Origin of the sequence: Allobosea sp. OAE752, assembly GCF_050433265.1 — a bacterium.
Lineage (GTDB): Bacteria > Pseudomonadota > Alphaproteobacteria > Rhizobiales > Beijerinckiaceae > Allobosea > Allobosea spartocytisi.
In genome coordinates this window covers 114,969-134,769 of the sequence record NZ_JBNPXO010000011.1, presented here as the reverse complement: position 1 = coordinate 134,769, position 19,801 = coordinate 114,969, and the positions used below count along the sequence as shown (strand labels likewise).

At 66.2% G+C, this 19,801-nt stretch carries 19 protein-coding genes; 14 read left to right on the top strand and 5 right to left on the bottom strand.

What is annotated here, in order from left to right; all coding sequences use genetic code 11:
* Positions 1-13: 13 nt before the first annotated feature.
* From GGC47_RS23595 to GGC47_RS23580, 4 genes are read right to left on the bottom strand one after another with little or no spacing between them, the layout of a single operon-like run.
* Positions 14-787: an amino acid ABC transporter ATP-binding protein gene (locus GGC47_RS23595; RefSeq protein WP_370955836.1), complete on the bottom strand. Its 774-nt coding sequence runs from the start codon at positions 785-787 to the stop codon at positions 14-16.
* 25 nt (positions 788-812) lie between these two features.
* A complete protein-coding gene (locus GGC47_RS23590; protein ID WP_038365619.1) occupies positions 813-1,640 on the bottom strand; it encodes a transporter substrate-binding domain-containing protein in 828 nt (275 codons plus the stop codon).
* Positions 1,641-1,696: 56 nt separating this feature from the next.
* Entirely contained in the window at positions 1,697-2,338 is a 642-nt protein-coding gene (locus GGC47_RS23585) for an amino acid ABC transporter permease (protein ID WP_038365618.1), read from the bottom strand.
* 7 nt (positions 2,339-2,345) lie between these two features.
* Positions 2,346-3,014, bottom strand: a complete 669-nt coding sequence (locus tag GGC47_RS23580) for an amino acid ABC transporter permease (protein WP_142022684.1) — start codon at positions 3,012-3,014, stop codon at positions 2,346-2,348.
* Positions 3,015-3,227: 213 nt separating this feature from the next.
* Here GGC47_RS23580 and GGC47_RS23575 point away from each other — a divergent pair, with 213 nt between their 5' ends.
* The gene (locus GGC47_RS23575) at positions 3,228-3,890 is read left to right on the top strand and encodes a TetR/AcrR family transcriptional regulator (protein ID WP_051988291.1); all 663 of its coding nucleotides are present in this window, start codon (positions 3,228-3,230) and stop codon (positions 3,888-3,890) included.
* Between the two features lie 31 nt (positions 3,891-3,921).
* On the opposite strand, the gene GGC47_RS23570 is transcribed toward GGC47_RS23575, so the two are convergent.
* A complete protein-coding gene (locus GGC47_RS23570) occupies positions 3,922-4,365 on the bottom strand; it encodes a type II 3-dehydroquinate dehydratase (RefSeq protein WP_142022683.1) in 444 nt (147 codons plus the stop codon).
* Positions 4,366-4,556: 191 nt separating this feature from the next.
* Between GGC47_RS23570 and GGC47_RS23565 the strand changes: the two genes are divergently transcribed.
* The 13 genes from GGC47_RS23565 to GGC47_RS23505 all read left to right on the top strand — a co-directional run bounded on the left by GGC47_RS23565 (position 4,557) and on the right by GGC47_RS23505 (position 19,781).
* Positions 4,557-5,711 (top strand): ABC transporter substrate-binding protein, encoded by a 1,155-nt coding sequence (locus GGC47_RS23565; RefSeq protein ID WP_038365612.1) that lies wholly within the window; start codon positions 4,557-4,559, stop codon positions 5,709-5,711.
* Positions 5,712-5,885: 174 nt separating this feature from the next.
* Entirely contained in the window at positions 5,886-6,761 is an 876-nt protein-coding gene (locus GGC47_RS23560) for a branched-chain amino acid ABC transporter permease (protein ID WP_038365609.1), read from the top strand.
* Positions 6,758-8,539 (top strand): branched-chain amino acid ABC transporter ATP-binding protein/permease, encoded by a 1,782-nt coding sequence (locus tag GGC47_RS23555; protein ID WP_142022682.1) that lies wholly within the window; start codon positions 6,758-6,760, stop codon positions 8,537-8,539. Before GGC47_RS23560 ends, GGC47_RS23555 begins: the two co-directional genes overlap by 4 nt.
* Complete coding sequence (locus GGC47_RS23550; RefSeq protein WP_038365605.1) at positions 8,526-9,257, top strand: ABC transporter ATP-binding protein; 732 nt, start codon at positions 8,526-8,528, stop codon at positions 9,255-9,257. The genes GGC47_RS23555 and GGC47_RS23550 overlap by 14 nt, the downstream gene beginning before the upstream one ends.
* A gap of 562 nt (positions 9,258-9,819) precedes the next feature.
* Positions 9,820-10,746 carry a dihydrodipicolinate synthase family protein gene (locus tag GGC47_RS23545; protein WP_142022681.1) on the top strand — a complete coding sequence of 309 codons (927 nt, stop codon included), beginning with the start codon at positions 9,820-9,822 and terminating at the stop codon, positions 10,744-10,746.
* Between the two features lie 4 nt (positions 10,747-10,750).
* Positions 10,751-11,920: a mandelate racemase/muconate lactonizing enzyme family protein gene (locus GGC47_RS23540; protein ID WP_038365603.1), complete on the top strand. Its 1,170-nt coding sequence runs from the start codon at positions 10,751-10,753 to the stop codon at positions 11,918-11,920.
* Between the two features lie 53 nt (positions 11,921-11,973).
* Positions 11,974-13,242 (top strand): ABC transporter substrate-binding protein, encoded by a 1,269-nt coding sequence (locus tag GGC47_RS23535; RefSeq protein WP_142022722.1) that lies wholly within the window; start codon positions 11,974-11,976, stop codon positions 13,240-13,242.
* Between the two features lie 198 nt (positions 13,243-13,440).
* Entirely contained in the window at positions 13,441-14,346 is a 906-nt protein-coding gene (locus GGC47_RS23530; protein WP_142022679.1) for a carbohydrate ABC transporter permease, read from the top strand.
* 10 nt (positions 14,347-14,356) lie between these two features.
* On the top strand, positions 14,357-15,187 hold the full coding sequence (locus GGC47_RS23525) for a carbohydrate ABC transporter permease (RefSeq protein ID WP_142022678.1): 831 nt from the start codon (positions 14,357-14,359) through the stop codon (positions 15,185-15,187).
* Between the two features lie 8 nt (positions 15,188-15,195).
* The gene (locus GGC47_RS23520) at positions 15,196-16,305 is read left to right on the top strand and encodes an ABC transporter ATP-binding protein (RefSeq protein ID WP_142022677.1); all 1,110 of its coding nucleotides are present in this window, start codon (positions 15,196-15,198) and stop codon (positions 16,303-16,305) included.
* Positions 16,306-16,318: 13 nt separating this feature from the next.
* A complete protein-coding gene (locus tag GGC47_RS23515) occupies positions 16,319-17,305 on the top strand; it encodes an NAD-dependent epimerase/dehydratase family protein (RefSeq protein WP_038365593.1) in 987 nt (328 codons plus the stop codon).
* A gap of 2 nt (positions 17,306-17,307) precedes the next feature.
* Positions 17,308-19,020: an SMP-30/gluconolactonase/LRE family protein gene (locus tag GGC47_RS23510; RefSeq protein ID WP_142022676.1), complete on the top strand. Its 1,713-nt coding sequence runs from the start codon at positions 17,308-17,310 to the stop codon at positions 19,018-19,020.
* Positions 19,017-19,781, top strand: a complete 765-nt coding sequence (locus GGC47_RS23505) for an SDR family NAD(P)-dependent oxidoreductase (RefSeq protein ID WP_370955831.1) — start codon at positions 19,017-19,019, stop codon at positions 19,779-19,781. Before GGC47_RS23510 ends, GGC47_RS23505 begins: the two co-directional genes overlap by 4 nt.
* The last annotated feature ends 20 nt before the right edge of the window (positions 19,782-19,801 follow it).

The following is a 19,801-nucleotide window of genomic DNA, read 5'->3' as shown; positions in this document are numbered from 1 at the left end:
GGTTCTGAGACGTTCAGTGCTTGTGCAGGATTTCGCCGAGGAATTGGCGCGTCCGTTCATGGCGCGGATTGCTGAAGAATTCCTGCGGCGGCGCTTCCTCGACGATCGCGCCCGAGGCCATGAAGATGACCCGGTTCGCCACCTGCCGGGCAAAACCCATCTCATGGGTGACGCAGATCATGGTCATGCCCTCCTCGGCGAGGCTGATCATGGTGTCGAGCACCTCCTTGACCATTTCGGGGTCGAGCGCCGAGGTTGGCTCGTCGAACAGCATGACCTTCGGCTTCATGCACAAGGCGCGCGCGATCGCGACGCGCTGCTGCTGGCCGCCCGAGAGCTGCGCCGGGTATTTCTCCGCCTGTTCGAGAATCTTGACGCGGCCGAGCAGCTTGCGGGCGGTGGCCTCGGCCTCGGCCTTGCTCACGCCGAGCGATCGCATCGGCGCCAGCATGCAGTTCTGCAGCGCGGTCATATGCGGGAACAGGTTGAAGTGCTGGAAGACCATGCCGACCTCGCGGCGCACCGCGTCGATCGTCCTGGCATCGTCGCCCAACCTGGTACCGCCGACCCTGATCTCGCCCTTCTGGTAGCTCTCCAGATGGTTGATGCAGCGGATCAGCGTCGACTTGCCCGAGCCCGACGGCCCGCAAAGCACGATGCGCTCGCCTTTGCGGACCGCGAGGTTGATGTCGGTCAGGGCCTTGAAGTCGCCATACCATTTCTCGACATGCGCCATGGCGATCATGGCGTCCGTCGCGGCGGTGTTTTGCGCGGCAGGCTGGTTCATGGCCCTGTTCCCGATCAGTGCTGGTTCAGCTCGCGGTGAAGGTGATGCCTTCGAGGCTGTCCGGGAACTTGTGCACCGGCACCTTCATCCACTTGTCGTAGACCTTCTGCAGCTCGCCATTGGCCTTGATCTTGTCGATGAAGGTATTGATCGCCGCGTTGATCTCCTTCTCGCCGAGACGGGTGCAGGCGCCGTTGTAGAGGTTCTGGAATTCGAGCTTGTTCTCGAACTCGCCCGGCCGGCCCTGCTCGATGCGCTGCATGTAGAAGATGTTGCCGCCGAGCGCCTGGACCTGGCCGGAGACCAGCGCCTGGATCGAGGGCGCATCGCCGTCATAGCGGCGAATGGTGGTGCCGGAGGGGGCATTCTTGGTGACCTGCGTGTCCTGCGCCGCGCCCTTGGCGACGCCGATGGTGTACTTCGCCATATCCTCGTTGGTGGTGATCTTGTCCTTCTTGGGGCCGATCAGCACGATGGTATTGGCGACGTAAGGCTTCGAGAACTGCACCGCCTTGGCACGCTCCGGCAGCATCGCCATGGTGGCGAAGAGCACGTCGACGCGGCCCGTCGTCAGCGCCGGGATGCGGTTGTTGACCTCGAGCGGCACGAACTCGACCTGCACGCCGAGTTCCTTGGCGAAGAGCGTCGCGATGTCGGCGTCGAGGCCGTCCTGCTTGCCGGCGCTGGTGACGAAGCCCCAGGGCGGGTTGTCGCCCTGGATGCCCACGATGATCTTGCCGCGGGCCTTGATCTCGGCCGGGGTGATGGCCTGGGCCGGGCTGCCGAGCAGCGCGGGCAGCGCGAGCGCAGCGGCACCGGCGGCAAGAATGCTGCGGCGTGTGGTCTTGGTCATGTTTCTCTCCCTCTGTCGTTGGTGGTTGGGCTTCTGCGGTGAACGTGTTGTCGGCCTCAGCGCGATGCGACGGCCATGCGGCGCTCCAGATGCGATCCGTAGAGCGAGAGCGGCCAGCAGATCAGGAAATACAGGATGCCGACGATCCCGAAGACCAGCAGCGGCTTGAAGGTCTGGTTGGAGATGATGTTGCCGGCCCGGGTCAGCTCGGTGAAGCCGACGATGGCGGCCAGCGACGTGCCCTTGATGAGCTGGACCAGGAAACCGACCGTCGCCGGCAGCGAGATGCGGATCGCCTGCGGCAGGATGACGTCCTTCATGCGCGAGACGTAATGCAGGCTGAGCGCCTTGGCGGCCTCGGTCTGCCCCTTCGGCACGGCCTCGATCGAGCCTCGCCAGATCTCGCCGAGATAGGCGCTGGCATGGAGCGTGAAGCCGATCGCGACCGCGACCCAGGCATCGAGCTTCAAGCCGACCAGGGCAAGCCCGTAATAGACCACGAAGAGCTGCATCAGGAGCGGCGTGCCCTGGAAGAGCGAGATGTAGCTCCTCGAACCCCGTTCGAGCGGAGCGATGCCGGAGGTGCGCAGCAGCGCGACCGCGAGCCCGAACACGCCGCCGCCGACGAAGCCGACGAGCGAGAGCAGCACGGTCCATTTGAGACCGGTGAGCAGGAAGAGGAATTCGTTCGATCCCATCGCGCCCTCACTTCACCGGATAGCTGAAGTAACGGGTCGAGATCGCGTCGAAGAAGCGCATCATCACCCAGGAGATCACGAGGTAGAACAGCGTGATCGTGCCGTAGACCTCGAAGGAGCGGAAGCTGTCGGACTCGATCCGCTGCGCCACCGAGGTGAGCTCGTAAGCCGAGATCGCCGAGCAGATGCTGGTCGACAGGGTCAGCAGCACGAACTGGCTGGTCAGCGACGGGAAGATCGCGCGCAGCGCCGGCTTCAGCACGATCAGCCGGAAGACCTGGGCCTTGTGCAGGCCGAGCGCGAGCCCCGCCTCGATCTGGCCTTTGCCGATCGACTGCACGCCGCCGCGGATGATCTCGATGGCATAGGCGCCGCCATTGAGGCCGAGCGCGATGATCGCCGTCGGCGTCGGATCGAGCCGGACGCCCGCCAGCGGCAGCGCGAAATAGATGAAGAAGATCTGCACCAGGAACGGCGTGTTCCGGACCAGCTCGACGAAGCCCTTGATCAGCCAACGCACGGGAGCGAAGCGGGAATCGCGCAGGATCACGCCGCCGACGCCGATCACGATCGCCAGCGCCATGCCGCCCAGAGCGAGACCGAAGGTGCCGAGGCACGCCAGCAACAGCTCCGGCAGCCCCTCGATCACGGGCGTGAAGTCGAGCTTGTAGTTCATTCTCTCTCCCTGGGCGGCCGACCTTCTTTGGGTCGATCCGTGGCGTTTCCCTGACGGCGCCTCTTGTCGGGCACCGGACACCGCGCAGCTTGCACCATCGCAGCGAAGTGATAAATGTACCGGCTAGTTCAATTGGTCAAGCGCAATGTACCGCCCCGTTCATTTCATCGTGGCCGGCCCTCGCCGTCACGCTCGCTCGACAAGAGCGGCAGCGTGACGAGCCCGGTCATCACCACGCGCGAAAAGCGGCGCCAGGCCTCCTGGACCCAGGATCCCGAAGGGGTGCGCCGCAACATTCTCGAGGTCGCTCGCGCGGAATTCGTCGAGAACGGCCTGAGCGGCGCCAGGGTCGACGATATCGCGGCCAAGACCGCGACCAGCAAGCGGATGATCTACTATTACTTCGGCGACAAGGAGGGGCTCTACCGCGCCGTCCTCGAAACCATGTATGAAGGCATCCGCAGTTTCGAGCGCAGCCTCGATCTCGGCTCGCTGCCGCCGGTCGAGGCGATGGCGCGGCTGGCGGAAGCCACGTTCGACTACCATGTCGAAAACCCCGATTTCGTGCGCATGGTGATGGTCGAGAACGTGCATCATGCCCGGAATCTCAAGGCTTCGCGCACCATCGCCGGCCTGAACAGCTCCGTCGTCGAGGTGACCCGCAACATCTACGAGCGTGGTGTTGCGGCAGGGCTGTTCCAGCCCGGGCTCGAGCCGCTCGACATCTCCCTCACGATCAGCGCGCTCAGCATCTACAATGTCTCGCATCGGGCGACGGTCGGCCAGGTCTTCGGCTACGACATGTGCACGCCGGAGGCCCTTGCCCGGCGCCGCAGCATGACCGTGGCGGCCGTGCTGGGCATGCTGCGGCGCTGAAGCAACAGCGATCCCGCCGTCTTGCGGGCCCCTACTTCCGCTCGACGAGCCCCGCCATAGCCTGGATGGCGAGCGCGTAGCCGGCGACGCCCAGCCCGGCGATGACCGCCGTCGCGGTGCGGGAGACCAGCGAGTTGTGATAGATCGCTTCCCGCGCATGGATGTTCGAGATGTGCAGCTCGATCTTGGGGCCATCGAACATCTTGAGCGAATCAAGCAGTGCCACCGAGGTGAAACTGTAGCCGGCCGGGTTGATGATGATGCCGCAGGCTTCCTGCCGGGCCTGATGCACGCTCTCGACCAGTTCGCCCTCGAAATTGGTCTGGCGAAAATCGACCTCGTAGCCCAGCGTGCGCGCCTTCTCCTCGCAAAGCTGTTTCACCTCGGCCAGCATCGTCGTGCCGTAGATATGTGGCTCGCGCTGGCCGAGCAGATTCAGGTTCGGGCCGTTCAGGACGAAAATGGGCTTGCTCAACGCGGTCACTCCAAAGGTGCTATGGTCGCTATCCGCCCATACTGATCACGGCAGCGGGGGCGGAAGGAACAAGGTTCGGCATAGACTAAAGAATGAGGAGAGACGCGGTTTAGACCGGCGCGCAGATGATTCATCATGGTGGCAATCGGGCGGCTAGATCCGATCTAATCCATTAAATTGGGAGGATAGCGATGCACCTGACCCGTCGCGGGTTCACGACCGCTCTTGCCGGCACCATTGTGTCTCCGGCCGTCATACGCAGTGCCTACGCCCAGGGCGCCACCGTCAAGATCGGCATGGTCGTCCCGATGACGGGCGCGGCCGCCGAATCCGGCTCCTTCGCCCAGACCGGCGCCAAGATCGCGCTGGAGCAGGTCAACAAGGCCGGCGGCGTGCTCGGCAAGCCACTCGAGCTGATCTTCGAGGACGACCAGACCACCAACCCCGGTGCGGTGCTCGCCTTCTCCAAGCTCGCCAGCCAACCCGACATCGTCGCCTTCCTCGGCTCGATCCGCTCGACGCAGATGCACGCCATGGCGCCCGACATGCTGAAGATCGGCAAGCCGGTCGGCTTCGGCGGCACCGACCCGAACCTGACCAAGCTCGGCAATCCCTGGCTCTTCCGCTTCCGCCCGAACGATTCCTATTCGGGCAAGGTGATCGCGCAATACGGCAGCAAGGAACTCGGCAAGAAGAAATGGGCGATCGTCCATTCGACCGATGCCTTCGGCACGGCCGGCGCCAAGGCGCTGACCGAGGCCCTGCCCGACAATGGCGCCACGCTCGCTCTCGACCAGGGCTATGCCAACCAGAGCCAGGACTTCACGCCGGTCGTGCTGGCGGTGCGGCAGTCCGGCGCCGATATCCTCGGCACCTATTTTACCTTCGAGACCGACCTCGGCATCTTCGCCCGGCAATTGCGCCAGCTCGGCGTCAACATCCCCTGGGTCGGCTCGCCTTCCATCGTCAACGTCTCGGCGCTGAAGCTCGCGGGGCCGGCGCTCTACAACACCTATGGCGTGGCCGACTATGCCGAGGATTCGAGCGACGCCTCGAAGGCCTTCGGCAAGGCCTATCGCGAGGTGCGGAAGGTCGCGCCGGACAACCAGTCGTCCTGGACCTTCGACGCCGTCACCTGCCTGGCGATGGCGATGAACAAGGCCGGCTCCACCGAGCCCAACAAGGTTCGCGAGGCGATGCTTGCCATCCGCGGCCACAAGGGCGCCGAGGGCGAATACAACTTCGACAAGAACGGTGACGGCCTGCACGGCTACAACATCGTCAAGAACGACAAGGGCGAGATCAAGTTCGACAAGCGGATCGACTTCACGCCGAATCTCGGCTGATCCTCAGGCTGCTCGGCTTCCCTGCTCCTGCCGGGAAGCCGGCCGCCAAGCGCGGCTCGGATCGCGAGCCCCGCGCGGCAACGCCCGACGCATCGCATGTCACGCCTTTCGCGGCGAACGGCCAAACCGTTCACCGCGGAGAACCGATCGCTTCAACGCCAGCGCGGTAGACAGATGGATCTCGTTCTTCAGCTTCTTTTCACCGGGATCGGCATCGGCTCGGTCTATGCGCTGGTCGCGCTGGGCTTCGTCCTGATCTTCCGGGCCACCAACGTCGTGAACTTCGCCCAAGGCGAGTTCTCCATGGTGGCGGCCTTCCTGATGGTGGTCTTCTCGGTCAAGATCGGCCTGCCCTACTGGCTCGCCTTCATCGTCTCATTGTTCGGCATGGCGGCGCTCGGCGCGGTCTTCAATCGTGCGGTCTATTATCCGCTGCGCCACCGCACCTATCTGCCGGTCATCATCTCGACCATCGGCGCCTCGATCTTCATGGCCAACACGACGCTGGCGATCCATGGGCCGGAGCCCGAGGTGCTGTCGGGCTGGTTCGACACGCCCGGCTTCATGCTCGGCCCGGTCTATCTCGACAACCAGTATCTGCTCATCATCGTCGTGACGGCGCTGCTGGTGGCGCTGCAATACTGGTTCTTCGAGCATACGCTGCTCGGCAAGAAGCTGCAGGCGACCTCGCAGGACAAGGAGATGGCCTCGCTGCTCGGCATCCCCGTGGCGGTGATGATCATGATCACCTTCATCTATTCGGCGGTAATCGGCGGCATCGCCGGCATTCTCGTGGCGCCCGTCCTCTTCGTCTCGATCGGCATGGGCGCGACCATCGCGCTGAAAGCCTTCGCCGCCACCATCATCGGCGGCTTCGGCGACGTGACCGGGGCGATCATCGGCGGGCTCGCGCTCGGCGTCATCGAGACCTTCGGGGCGGCCTACATCTCGGTGCCCTACAAGGACGGCTTCGCCTTCCTGGTGCTGATCGCCTTCCTGATCTTCCGGCCGCAGGGCATCTTCGGCGAGCGCGTGGCGGAAAAAGCATGAGCACGACCGAAACCACCGCGACTGCCGGCGATATCCGCCCCCGCCTGCGCTGGGGCGTCCCGGCCTATGTCCTGCTCGTCCTGGTCGCGATGACGCTCGCCATCGTCGTCCCCAAGACCGGCTATATCCTCAACATCTCGATGCAGGCGACGACCTACGCGGTCGCCGTGCTCGGCCTGACGATCGTGCTCGGGCTCTGCGGCCAGATCAATCTGGCCCAGGCCGCCTTCTTCGGGCTCGGCGCCTATGCGGTCGGCCTCGGCCAGACCGATTACGGCCTGAACTTCTGGGTTTGCCTCCTGATCGGCACGGGCATCGCCGCCGGCTTCGGTGCCCTGCTCGGCGCCTCGACGCTCAGGCTCGGCGGCCATTACCTCGCCATGGTGACGATCTCGTTCCAGCAGATCGTCACCCTCGTCCTGATCAACTGGATCCCCGTCACCAAGGGGCCCGACGGTGTCCGCGCCATCCCGCGCCCGCCTCTCTTCAGCGACGGCTCGGCCTATCTCGCGCTGTGCATCGCGGTGCTGGGCATCCTCGGCTATCTGGTCTGGCGCCTGCGCGACACGCGGCTGGGCCGCGCCATGCGGGCGGTGCGCGACAACGAGCTCGCCGCGGGCGTCGCCGGCATCGACGTCTACCGGACCAAGGTCACGGCCTTCGCGTTGTCCGCCGTCCTCGGCGGCATCGGCGGCGGCCTCTTCGCCGGCGGCTTCTCCTATGTCAGCCCGGACCAGTTCTCCTTCGCCGAATCGGTGGTGTTCCTCACCATGGTGCTGCTCGGCGGCGTCGCCTCGCCGATCGGCGCCGTCATCGGCACGGGGCTGCTGATCCTGATCCCGGAATGGCTGCGCTTCCTCAAGAGCATTCCCGGGCTTTACCTCGCCATCTACGGCGCGGCGGTGATCCTGATCGTGCTGTTCATGCCGGATGGCATCTGGGGCTATCTGCGCGGCCGGCTCGACCGCTTCAAGCGCGCCGTCCTCCCAGTCAGCTCCGGCCTGGCGCTCCCGCTGTCGGGCGGCGGCGAAGGCTCCGAGACCGTCCTGGAGGTGCGCGGTCTTTCCAAGCATTTCGGCGGGCTGAAGGCGGTCGACGAGGTCGATCTGACGATCAGGCGCGGCGGGGTCCACGCGCTGATCGGCCCCAACGGCTCAGGCAAGACCACGACGCTGAACGTCCTCTCCGGCCTCTACCGCGCCACGGCCGGGACCGTCACCCTCAACGGGCAGGACATCACCAATCTGCCGCCGCACGCCCGCACCAAGGCCGGGCTCGGCCGCACCTTCCAGAACATCCGGCTCTGGCGCTCGATGACGGCGCTGGAAAACGTCATGGTCGGTGCCGAACGGCCCGGAAACCCGGTCGCGAACGATCCTGCAGCCGTGGTGGCGCAGGCCCGGGCGGCTCTCGCCTTCGTCGACCTGGAAGACCGCGCCAATGAGGTGGTGGCGAGCTTCTCCTACGGCCATCAGCGCGCGGTCGAGATCGCCCGGGCGCTGGCCGGCGACCCCGTCCTGCTCCTACTCGACGAGCCGGGCGCGGGCCTCAACTCTTCGGAGAAGGTGGAGCTGCGCAACCTGCTCAAACGCATCTCGGCGCGCGGCCTCACCATCATGATCATCGACCACGACATGACGCTGGTGAGCGAGGTCGCGCAGCACATCACCGTGCTGAACTTCGGCCGCCGCATCGCCGACGGCTATTCGGCCGACGTGCTGAAACACCCCGATGTGATCGCCGCCTATCTGGGGACGGGTCCCGATGTCGCTGCTTGAACTCAAATCGCTTGTCGTCCGCTACGGCGAAGTCGAAGCCGTCGACGGCGTCTCGCTCATCGTCGAGGCCGGCGAGGTCGTGACGCTGCTCGGGTCAAACGGAGCCGGCAAGTCGACCACCTTGCGCGCCATCTCGGGCCTCGCGAAGCCGGCCTCGGGCGACATCCTCTTCGAGGGCCAGTCGATCGTCGGGCTGAAGCCCGAGGAGATCGTCCGCCGCGGCATCGCCCATGTTCCTGAAGGCCGCCGCGTGTTTCCGGGCCTGAGCGTGCGCGAGAACATCATGCTCGGGGCTTCCAACCGGCGCGGCATGAAAACCGCCGAGATCAAGCGGGAGGCCGACGAGATGTTCGACCTCTTCCCCGACATCCGCCGCTTCTCCAATGCGCTGGGCTGGACGCTCTCGGGCGGTCAGCAGCAGATGGTGGCGGTCGCGCGCGGGCTGATGGCGAAGCCGCGCATCCTGCTGCTCGACGAGCCGTCGCTCGGCCTCGCCCCCGTCATCGTCCAGGCGGTCTTCGCGATCATCGCCGAGATCAGGCGGCGGGGCACGACCGTGCTGCTGGTCGAGCAGAACGCCCGGATGGGCCTCTCTGTCGCGGATCGCGGCTATGTGCTGGAAACCGGCAAGCTCGTGCTTTCGGGCACGCCGGACCAGCTCTGGTCGAACGAGGAAATCCGTGCCGCCTATCTCGGCGGACGAACGGCTGCGGCCTGAGTCCGGCCGCCACGTTCAGGGCCCTCAAGCCTCCAGATCACCGACTGATTCCGGTCAGTCAATGTGCCGTCATTCCGGGCGCAGCGTAGCGGAGACCCGGAATCCATCGTCGAGCGCTGCATTCCAGGATGGATTCCGGATCGGCGCCGCTGAAGCGGCTCGTCCCGAATGATGGGAGCTGCGCGACCAACGCTCCGTTATCTCCAAACAATCGCTCTCCCCGCCAGTCGACCGTCCGAACGCATAAGCGCTGCACGCAGCTCCTTCGCGCGCTCCCTCTCGTCGGAGCGCAGCTCATCCCGGCCGCTGCGATGCAGAGAGCCGAAATCCATCCTGAACCTTCCACCGTAGGCGCTCTGGCATGGATCCCGGGTCAAACCCGGGGATGACGACGTGGTTCTGCGCGCTCCTTCCAGCCAATAGCTCCACGCAGGGACAGCTGCCGGACAGCCGGCCGGCGCATCGGCTTGCTGCGCGGTGGCATTTCCGCGCTTGACGCTTCATGGCCTCGCTTCGTATGATCCAAATAAGAAAACAATTGATCCATATATTGGACCACCCGATGACAGCAGCTCTCGCAGGCATTCTTCCCGTCCTGCCGACCCCCTTTGCCGCCAATGGCGCGATCGACCCCGCGGCACTGGGGCGCGTGACCGCCTTCGCCCTCGGGGCCGGCGCGGCGGGCGTGGTGTTTCCGGGCTTCGCCAGCGAGGTCGACAATCTCTTGGCGGAAGAACGGGAGATCTTGCTCCGCGAAGTCGTCCGCGCCGTCGCGGGGCGCGTGCCGGTGGTCGCAGGCGCGAGCGCGCCGTCTGCGGCGGAAGCCATCGGCTATGCCAGGCAGGCACAGGCGCTCGGCATCGGCCATGTCATGATCCAGGCGCCGAAATCCGTCGGCATCGATGGGGCAGCCGTGGCGGCGTTCTACCGCGAGATCGCGAATGCGGTGCCGGGGATCGAGATCGTCCTGCAGAATGCGCCCGCCCCGCGCGGCTCCGACCTCAAGCCCGACGTGCTGCTGGAGATCGTCCGCGGCAACCCGGCCATCACCTATCTCAAGGAAGAGACGATTCCCGCCGGGCCGGCGATCACGGCGATCCTGAAAGGCAAGCCAGCCCATCTGAAGGGCGTGATCGGCGGCGGCGGCGCCCGCTACATCATCGACGAATATGTCCGCGGCGCCTGCGGCGCGATGCCGGCGGCCGAATTCACCGATATCCACGCGGCGCTCGACCGGGCTTTCCGCGGCGGGGCGGTCGAGACGGCTCGTGACCTCTATATGCGCACCCTGCCGCTGCTGCTGGTCCAGGCCAATCTGCGCATGGCCTTCACCAAATACGTGTTGACCCGCCGCGGCATCCTGTCGAACCAGATCTGCCGAGCGCCGCTCCCGGCCTTCGACGCGGTCGACCGGGCCGAGATCGACGCCTGGCTCGGACGGATCGCGGACCTGCTTGCTCCGGCGGCCTCGCTTCAGGCAGCGGAATAGCGCCATGGCTGAGCGTGTCGCCAAGGTCGATGTCTATACGCTGACCATCCCGCGCGAGACCGTCTATCTCGGCGATCCGCGCCCCGGCGAGAGCATCAACGAGAAGGGCTACATCGTCCGCAAGGGCAACCGCACGGTCTATCCGACCATGGACCGCACCGTCGTGGTCCGGCTGGAGACGAGCGGCGGCCTTGTCGGCTGGGGCGAGACCTACGGCATCGTCGCGCCGGGCGCCGCCATCGCGATCATCGACGATCTGCTCGGCCCTTACGTGATCGGCCGCTCGCCGCAGGACGTCGTCGTAATTCACGAAGACCTCTACGACCTGATGCGCGTGCGCGGCTATACCGGCGGCTTCTATCTCGACGCGCTCGCCGCCATCGACATCGCGCTCTGGGACCTGAATGCCCGCCTCGCCGACCGGCCGCTCGTCGCCATGCTCGGCGGAAGGCGGCATGAGCGGCTGCCGGCCTATATCTCGGGCCTGCCCAAGCGCACCCGGGCCGAGCGCGCCGATTTCGCCGCCGAATGGCAGGCGAAGGGCTTCGACAGCTTCAAATTCGCGGCGCCCGTCGCGGATGACGGCAATGTCGCGGAGATCGCGACTTTGCGCGAACGGCTCGGGCCCCAGGCCCGCATCGCCTGCGACATGCACTGGGTCCACACCGCCGAGGAGGCCGTCTCCGCCATCCGGGCGATGGAGCCGCATGGCCTCTGGTTCGCCGAGGCGCCGGTGAAGCCCGAGGATGTCGACGGCCTCGCCCATGTCGCGGCCCGCGTCTCGACGCCGGTCGCGGCCGGCGAGGAATGGCGCACGGTCTACGATCTCGTGCCACGGGTGGCGCGGCGGGCCTGCGCGATCGTCCAGCCGGAGATGGGCCACAAGGGCGTCACCGAGTTCATGCGCATCGGGCAATACGCCCAGGCGCACAATCTCGCAGTGATCCCGCACGCGACCATCGGCATGGGGTTGTTCATGGCGGCAAGCCTGCATGCCAGCGCGGCGCTCTCGGCGGTGAGCTGTCACGAATACCAGCACTCGATCTTCGAGCCGAACCGGCGCCTGCTGACCGGCGACATGGATTGCCGCGAAGGCTTCTACAGCCTGCCGACCGGGCCGGGGCTGGGCGTCGCGCCCTCCGAGGAGGCGTTGAATCTGCTTCGCAAGCACTGACCGTAACCGCCGGACAACACGGCAGAAAAACGAGAGGGAGAAACGTCATGAGGATGCTGGACTGGAAGCGGCTCGCCGCCGCCGGGCTCGTCACGCTCGGCACGATGACGGCCCTGCCCGCGCTCGCCCAGAACAAGGTGCTGAAATTCGTCTCCTGGCAGAAGGACGAGCGCGGCACCGGCGACTGGTGGGGCTCGGTCATCAAGGAATTCGAGGCGACCCATCCGGGCGTCAAGATCGAGTGGACCAAGGTCGAGCGCGGCGCCTTCGCCGACACGATGACGACGCTCTTTGCCGGCGGCCAGCCGCCGGACATCGTCCATCTCGCCTCTTTCGAGTTCCAGAAATTCGCCGACAATGGCTGGCTGGAGCCGCTCGACCCCTACATCAAGAACGCCAAGCTCGACCTGAAAGGCTGGGCCGGCCAGGACACCTGCACCTGGAACAAGCAGAATGTCTGCGTGATGATGCTCTATTTCGGGTACTTCATGGCCTATAACGAAGACCTCCTGAAGAAGGAGGGGCTCGAGGTTCCGAAGAACTACGCGGAATTCCTCACCGCTGCCCGCAAGCTCACCAAGGACATCAACGGAGACGGCATCGTCGACCAGTTCGGCACCGGCCACGAGACCCGTGGCGGCGGCGGCCAGTACATGTCCGAGATGATGAACTACACGCTCGACGCCGGCGCGCGCTGGACCGACGAGAACGGCAAGGTCACGATCAACACGCCGCAGATGATCGAAGGCCTCACCCGCTGGAAGACCATCGTCAAGGAGAACCTGACGCCGCGCGACCTCGCCGCCGGCGAAGTCCGCCAGCTCTTCGCCGATGGCAAGATCGCGCTGAAGATGGACGGCCCCTGGCTCTGGCCGATCATCCAGAAGGGCAAGGCCCGGGACCAGATCAAGCTGACCACGGTACCGTTCAACCCGCCGGTCGGCGGCTCCTCGAACGTGCTCGGCATCGCCTCCGAGATTTCGCCGGAGAACAAGAAGCTCGCCTGGGATTTCATCGCGATCGCGACCTCCGACAAGTTCCAGTCGAGCTATGCGACGCTCGGGGCCTCGCCGCCGCCGGACCCGCGTGCCGACACGACCGGTGCCAGCAAGGAGACGCCGCATTTCGACCTGCTGGTGAAGGCCACCAAGGCCGCCGCCGACGCCAAGGTCGACCGGATCCCCAAGGGGCTCGAGCTGCAGTTCAATGAGTTCGCCAAGATGGTCATGGAGGAGAGCCAGCGCATGATCATCCAGGATCTCGACCCCAAGATCGTGGCCGCGACCATGCAGAAGAAGGCGGAGACGCTGCAGCAGCAGTGACGACCGTTCCCTTCTCCCCCTGCGGGAGAAGGTGGCTCGGCAAAGCCGAGACGGATGAGGGGTCGCGCCGCCTTGCGTCGTTAGCGCTCGTGCGAGGCACTCACGCCGGCAACGTCGAGAGACCCCTCGCCTCAACCCTCTCCCGCAAGGGGAGAGGGGGTCTGTCGCGGAACATGCTCCCTACCTGAAAGCCGACCCATGTCCCGATCAGCCTTTCTCGATCTCGCCCGCCCGAGCCGGCGCCATTGGCTCGGCTACCTCCTGCTGTTGCCGGCGGTGCTGCTGATCGGGCTGATCATCGCCTATCCGCTCTTCGTCTCGGTTGATCTCTCCTTCCAGAATGTCGGCATCCCCCGGCTCGACCAGCCGCGGCGGCCCTTCACGACGATGAACTACGAGCGGCTCTTCACCTCGCCGGAATTCTGGAACGCGAGCTGGACCACGCTGAAGCTCGTCGTGATCGTTTCCTTCTTCTGCTTCCTGCTGGGCCTCGGCACGGCGCTGCTGGTCAACAACCGCTTCAAGGGCCAGTCGCTGGCGCGCCTGCTTGTCGCCCTGCCCTGGGCGGTGCCGGAAGTCGTGGCCGTCGTGGTCTTCGCCTGGATCTTCGATTCCTCCTTCGGCCTGATGAACTGGGTCTTCATCCGGCTCGGGCTCGTCGACACCACGATCAACTGGTTCTCCTCGCCGGAGGCCGCCTTCGCCGTGGTCTGCGTCACCATGATCTGGAAGGGCTACCCGTTCGTCTCGATCATGATGCTCGCCGGTTTGCAGTCGATCCCGGAGGATTTCTACAACGCGGCCCGCGTCGACGGCGCCAATGCCTGGCAGCGGCTGATCAACATCACCCTGCCCTCGCTGATGCCGGTGCTCGGCGTGACCCTGATCCTCGTCATGCTCTGGGTCTTCCGCGACTTCTCGATCATCTACGTCATGACCGGCGGCGGGCCGCTGAAGGCGACGCAGACGCTCTCGATCATGACCTACGAGCAGGCCTTCGGCTTCTTCAAGATGGGCTACGCCTCGGCGATCGGCGTGGTCACGCTGATCATCTGCGTCATCGCGAGCCGGCTGCTGATGGGCCGGGCGCCCGAGAACATCTGAGGAGGCGCCGATGAAACGCAAGCTCCCCGCAGCCGCCCTGCTCTATGTGACGGTGATCGTCACCTGCGCGCTCCTGGTCTTCCCGATCTATTGGCTGATCGTCACCGCGCTGGCGACGCCGGCCGAGCTCAGGGCGCTGCCGCCGACATTCTGGCCGACAGCCCCGCGCTGGGGCGTCTTCGAGGAGATCATCGAGCAGCGGCCGATCCTGCTCTGGCTCGGCAATTCCGTGCTGGCGGCGGCGGGCGCGGTGACCTTGTCGATGCTGGTCTCGGTGCTCGCCGGCTACAGCCTCTCGCGCTTCAAGGTGCGCGGCGGCCAGTCGCTCGGCCTCTTCATCCTCACTGCCAAGATGCTGCCGGCGACGCTGCTCGTCATCCCGCTCTTCGGCATTTTCCGGATGACGGGAATGATCGGCAGCCTGTGGTCGATCATCCTCGCCCACGCCACGTTGATCGTGCCCTTCACCACCTGGATGCTGAAGGGCTATTTCGACACGATCCCGCGCGAGCTGGAACAGGCGGCGATGGTCGATGGCTGCTCTCCGCTCGGCGCGATGGTCCGGGTCATCCTGCCGGTCTCGGCGCCGGGCCTGGCCGCAACGGCGCTCTACGGCTTCGTCCTGTCCTGGTCGGACTATGCCTATGCCCGCACCTTCCTGACCAACGCCCAGACCAACTGGACCGCCAATCTCGGCCTGACCACGATGAAGGGCGAGTATGTCTCGAACTGGGCCGATATCTCGGCAGCGGCGCTGATCGTCGCCCTGCCGGTCCTCCTGATCTACCTCTTCCTCGAACGCTACCTCGTCGGCGGGTTGACCGCCGGCGCGGAGAAGTGAGCTCACGCATGGCCGGCATCAGCATCGAACGCGTCACCAAATCCTACGGCCCGCTGCAGGTCCTGAAGGACTTTTCGCTTGAGATCACGGATGGCGAGTTCGTCGTCTTCGTCGGCCCCTCCGGCTGCGGCAAGTCGACCATGCTGAAGATCCTCGCGGGGCTGGAGGATGCGACCTCGGGCACCGTCCGGATCGGCGGGCGCGACGTCACCGACCTCGCGCCGGGCGACCGCGACATCGCCATGGTCTTCCAGAACTACGCGCTCTATCCGCATCTGACGGTCGCGCGGAACATGGGCTTCGGTCTGAAGATGCGCGGCATGCCGGCGGCCGAGATCGAGCGGCGGGTCAACGAGGCCGCGCAGATCCTCGGCGTCGCTCATCTGCTCGACCGCAAGCCGAAGGCGCTCTCCGGCGGGCAGCGCCAGCGCGTCGCGCTCGGCCGGGCCATCGTGCGCGAGCCGCAGGCCTTCCTGATGGACGAGCCGCTCTCCAATCTCGACGCGAAGCTGCGCGTCCACACCCGCGCCGAAATCTCGGCCCTTCACCAGCGCCTGAAGACCACGACGATCTACGTCACGCATGACCAGACCGAGGCGATGACCATGGCCGACCGCATCGTCATCATGCGCGACGGCGAAATCCAGCAGATCGCCGATCCCGACACGATGTTCCGCAAACCGGCCAATCTCTTCGTCGCCGGCTTCATCGGCTCGCCGGGCATGAACTTCTTCCGCGCTGAGTTGACGGGCGCGCGCACGGCCCGGCTGCTCGGGCGCGAGATCGAACTGCCTCTGGCGAAGGCGCCCGGCACCCGCGAGCTGCTCGTCGGCCTCAGGCCCGAATATCTCAGCGCAGGCGCAACCGGCCCCGTCACCTTCGAGGCGACGCCACGGCTCGTCGAAAGCCTCGGCAGCGAGAAATACCTTTATCTCGACCTGGTCGAGGAGAACCGCACCTCTCTCAAGGATGCCGGCAGCGACGACCGCCGAGCGGACCAGTTCATCGCCCGCGTGATGGACGCCGACCATGTGACACAGGGACAGCCGGTCTCGCTCTCCTTCGATCCGGCGCGCCTGCATCTCTTCGATCCCCAGACGCATCTCGCCCTGAACTGAGGACAGCGTAGCCATGGCCATTCTCGTCACGGGCAGCGCCGGGCGCATCGGTTCCCGCGTCATCGACCGCCTCCTCGCCGAAGGGCAGACCGTCACCGGCTTCGACCTGCGCAGCGCGGGGCGCTCCCAGACCGGCTATCGCGAAATCGTCGGCGCCTTCGACGATCCGGCCGCGGCGCGCGAGGCGGTGAAGGATGCCGAGGCGATCCTGCATCTCGGCGCCTTCATGTCCTGGCTTACAGCCGATGCCGACAAGGTCTTCCGCGCCAATGTCGACGGCACGCGCATCCTCATGGGGGAAGCAGCCGGGGTGAAGCCCGCCCGCATCGTCTTCGCCAGCTCCGGCGAGGTCTATCCGGAGAATGTCCCGGACTACCTGCCGGTCGACGAGAACCATCCGCTCAAGCCGCGCTCGGCCTATGGTCTCTCCAAGCAGCTCGGCGAGGAGATCATCCGCCTCACCGAGCGCAGCGCCGGCATTCCGGCGACGATCCTGCGCTTCTCGCACACGCAGGACGCGGCCGAGCTGCTCGACGAGACGAGCTTCTTTTCTGGCCCCCGCTTCTTCCTGCAGCCGAAGATCCGTCAGCAGGAAGCCTTCGGCAACGCGACGGCGGTCGCCGCGCTGAAGGCGGCTGATGACGGCACGCCCGCGCTGGTGCTCTCCCGCAACGAGAACGGCCGGCCCTTCCGCATGCACATCACCGATTCCCGCGACATGGTCGACGGCATCCTGCTCGCGCTGAAGAGCGAGAAGGCGGCGGGGCGCACTTACAATCTCGGTGCCACCGCGCCCGTCGATTTCGCCGACGCCTTGCCGCTGATGGCGCAGGCGACGGGGCTGCCTCTGAAAACGGTCGACCTGCCCGGTTCCGGCGTGTTCTACGAAACCTCGAATGCCCGGATTCGGGCCGAATTGGGTTTCGAGCCGCAATGGACGATCGAGCGGATGATCGCGGAGGCCGCCGCAGCGCGCGTGGTCCGCACGAAGGTGGGTTGAGGATGCAGGAAGAGCGCGTCCTGCCCCCGAAAGAGCGCGACGTCCCGGTCGGCGCCGCCGCGCTGGCCAAAGGCCTCTATCTGCTCGAGGTCATCGGCGAGCACCCGACGCCGCCGCGCTTCAAGGATCTGCAGGCGGCGACCGGGCTCGCCAAGGGCACGCTCGCCCGCCTGCTCAACACGCTGCTGCTCTTCCGTTTGATCCGGCACGAGGACAGCGACAACACCTACCGGCTCGGCCACAGGCTGTTCGAGCTCGCCCATCGCGTCTGGGAATCCTTCGATCTGCGCGGCGCTGCCGCGCCCATGCTGGAGCGGCTGGCGGAGGAAACCCGCGAGACGGTCGCGCTCTGCGCCATCGATGGCGGCGAGGTGCTCTATATCGACCAGCGCAGCCGCGGCGGCGCCTTCGGCTTCCGCATCGAGGCGGGACGCCGTGCGCCTCTGCATTGCACGGCCGGCGGCAAGGCGCTGCTCGCCTTCGCGGCCCCCCATGAACGCCGGGCGTTGCTCGATGCGATCACGCTCGAATCGTACACTCCTGCGACCATCACCACGGAGGACGCGCTCCTCGCTGATCTCGCTCTCGCACAGGTGCGCGGCTACTCCGTTTCGCAGGAAGAGCATCTGCCAGGAGTGTCCTCCGCGGCGGCGCCGATCTTCGACCATACCGGGCGAGCGGTGGCCGCCATCGGCGTGTTCGGCCCTTCGACGCGGCTGTCGAACGATCGCCTCCACACGACAGGCCGCGACTTGATGGCCGCCGCGCGCCAGATCTCCGGCAATGTCGGTGCGGTTCCGCCCAACAGCATCGCGCCGCCCTCACCCGCCCACCGGCAAAGCGAGAGCGACGCCGAATGCGTGCTGCCCTGGGGCGCGCATCTGGCGGAAGGCCCGCTCTGGTCGGCCGCCGAGCAGCGCCTCTACTGGGTCGATATCCTCGCCCCGGCGGTCCACCGCTTCGACCCGGCGACGCGGACCAATCAGGAGGTCAAGCTGCCGCGCCTCGTCTCCGCCGTTATCGAGAGGCGGCAGGGCGGGCTCGCGGCGCTGACGCAGGAAGGGCTGGAAAGCTTCGATTTCGCCAGCGGCGCCTTGTCGCCCCTCGTCGACCCGGAAAACGACCTGCCTGACAACCGCTTCAACGACGGCAAATGCGACCGGCAGGGCCGGCTCTGGGCGGGATCGATGAGCCTCGATGCGAGCAAGCCGACCGGCTCGCTTTATCGAATCAACGGCGATCTGAGCTGGGAGCGGGCCGATGGCGGCTTCCGCGTCGCCAACGGCCTCGACTGGAGCCCCGACGGCCGCATGTTCTACTTCACCGACAGCGCGCCCGGCCGCATCTACGCCTATGACTTCGACATGGCCTCGGGCGCCGTCTCCAGGCGCCGCATCTTTGCCGAGATCGACCCTGCTGAAGGCCGTCCGGACGGCCTCGCCGTGGACAGCGAAGGCTTCATCTGGTGCGCGCTCTGGGACGGCTGGTGCGTGCGCCGCTTCACCCCGGATGGCCGCCGCGACCGCGATATCCGCCTGCCGGTGCCGCGCCCGACCAGCCTCGCCTTCGGTGGCGCCGATCTTTCGACCCTCTTCATCACCACGGCCCGCATTCGCCTGCCCTCCCGCGTGCTGGCGGAAGCGCCCTTCTCCGGCGGCCTCTTCGCTGCGCCCGCGCCGGTCCCCGGCCTGCCCTCGACGAGCTTCGCAGGATGACGGTCGAAGCCACCTATCCGGACCTCAAGGGCCGCACCGCCCTCGTCACCGGCGGGGCCGACGGGATCGGCCGAGCCACCGTCATCGCACTGGCCCGCCAGGGAGTCCGCGTCGGCTTCATCGACATCGCGATCGATGCCGGCCGGGCGCTCGAAACCGAATTGCGAGCAACAGGCGCCGATGTGGCCTTCGCCTGCGCCGATCTGCGCGACATCGAGGCTGCCCTGGCCGCTGTCGATGTCCTCAAGACGAGGCTCGGTCCGGCCACGATCCTCGTCAACAATGCCGGCCATGACGAGCGGCACGCCTTCGCGAGCGTGACGCCGGAGTACTGGGACGACCGTTTCGCCGTGAACCTGCGGCCGATGATGTTCCTCGCCCAGAAGCTCGCGCCCGAGATGGCGGCGCTCGGCGGCGGCACGATCGTCAATCTGAGCTCGACCTCCTGGATGAAGCGCTCGGCCGATCTCATCGCCTACACCACCGCGAAATCGGCGGTCATAGGCTTCACCCGCTCATTGGCGCGCGAACTCGGCAAGGACCGCATCCGCGTCAACTGCGTCACGCCCGGCTGGGTGATGACGCCGCGCCAGCGCGCCGAGCGCCTGACGCCCGAGCGCTGGGCCGAGGCCCAGGAGCAGCAGGCGATCAAGGGCGCGATCGAGCCCGAGGATATTGCCGCGATGATCCTGTTCCTCGCCTCCAATGCCTCGCGCATGTGCACCGGCCAGAACTTCATCGTCGACGCAGGGAGCGTCTGACGACGACGCGCCGAAGCTGC

Coding starts and splice junctions, on each gene's coding strand:
- GGC47_RS23535 (WP_142022722.1), top strand. CDS start 11,974: ATGCTGGACTGGAAGCGGCTCGCCGCCGCCGGGCTCGTCACGCTCGGC.
- GGC47_RS23555 (WP_142022682.1), top strand. CDS start 6,758: ATGAGCACGACCGAAACCACCGCGACTGCCGGCGATATCCGCCCCCGC.
- GGC47_RS23545 (WP_142022681.1), top strand. CDS start 9,820: ATGACAGCAGCTCTCGCAGGCATTCTTCCCGTCCTGCCGACCCCCTTT.
- GGC47_RS23560 (WP_038365609.1), top strand. CDS start 5,886: ATGGATCTCGTTCTTCAGCTTCTTTTCACCGGGATCGGCATCGGCTCG.
- GGC47_RS23585 (WP_038365618.1), bottom strand. CDS start 2,338: ATGGGATCGAACGAATTCCTCTTCCTGCTCACCGGTCTCAAATGGACC.
- GGC47_RS23580 (WP_142022684.1), bottom strand. CDS start 3,014: ATGAACTACAAGCTCGACTTCACGCCCGTGATCGAGGGGCTGCCGGAG.
- GGC47_RS23565 (WP_038365612.1), top strand. CDS start 4,557: ATGCACCTGACCCGTCGCGGGTTCACGACCGCTCTTGCCGGCACCATT.
- GGC47_RS23530 (WP_142022679.1), top strand. CDS start 13,441: ATGTCCCGATCAGCCTTTCTCGATCTCGCCCGCCCGAGCCGGCGCCAT.
- GGC47_RS23540 (WP_038365603.1), top strand. CDS start 10,751: ATGGCTGAGCGTGTCGCCAAGGTCGATGTCTATACGCTGACCATCCCG.
- GGC47_RS23595 (WP_370955836.1), bottom strand. CDS start 787: ATGAACCAGCCTGCCGCGCAAAACACCGCCGCGACGGACGCCATGATC.
- GGC47_RS23510 (WP_142022676.1), top strand. CDS start 17,308: ATGCAGGAAGAGCGCGTCCTGCCCCCGAAAGAGCGCGACGTCCCGGTC.
- GGC47_RS23590 (WP_038365619.1), bottom strand. CDS start 1,640: ATGACCAAGACCACACGCCGCAGCATTCTTGCCGCCGGTGCCGCTGCG.
- GGC47_RS23525 (WP_142022678.1), top strand. CDS start 14,357: ATGAAACGCAAGCTCCCCGCAGCCGCCCTGCTCTATGTGACGGTGATC.
- GGC47_RS23515 (WP_038365593.1), top strand. CDS start 16,319: ATGGCCATTCTCGTCACGGGCAGCGCCGGGCGCATCGGTTCCCGCGTC.
- GGC47_RS23550 (WP_038365605.1), top strand. CDS start 8,526: ATGTCGCTGCTTGAACTCAAATCGCTTGTCGTCCGCTACGGCGAAGTC.
- GGC47_RS23505 (WP_370955831.1), top strand. CDS start 19,017: ATGACGGTCGAAGCCACCTATCCGGACCTCAAGGGCCGCACCGCCCTC.
- GGC47_RS23520 (WP_142022677.1), top strand. CDS start 15,196: ATGGCCGGCATCAGCATCGAACGCGTCACCAAATCCTACGGCCCGCTG.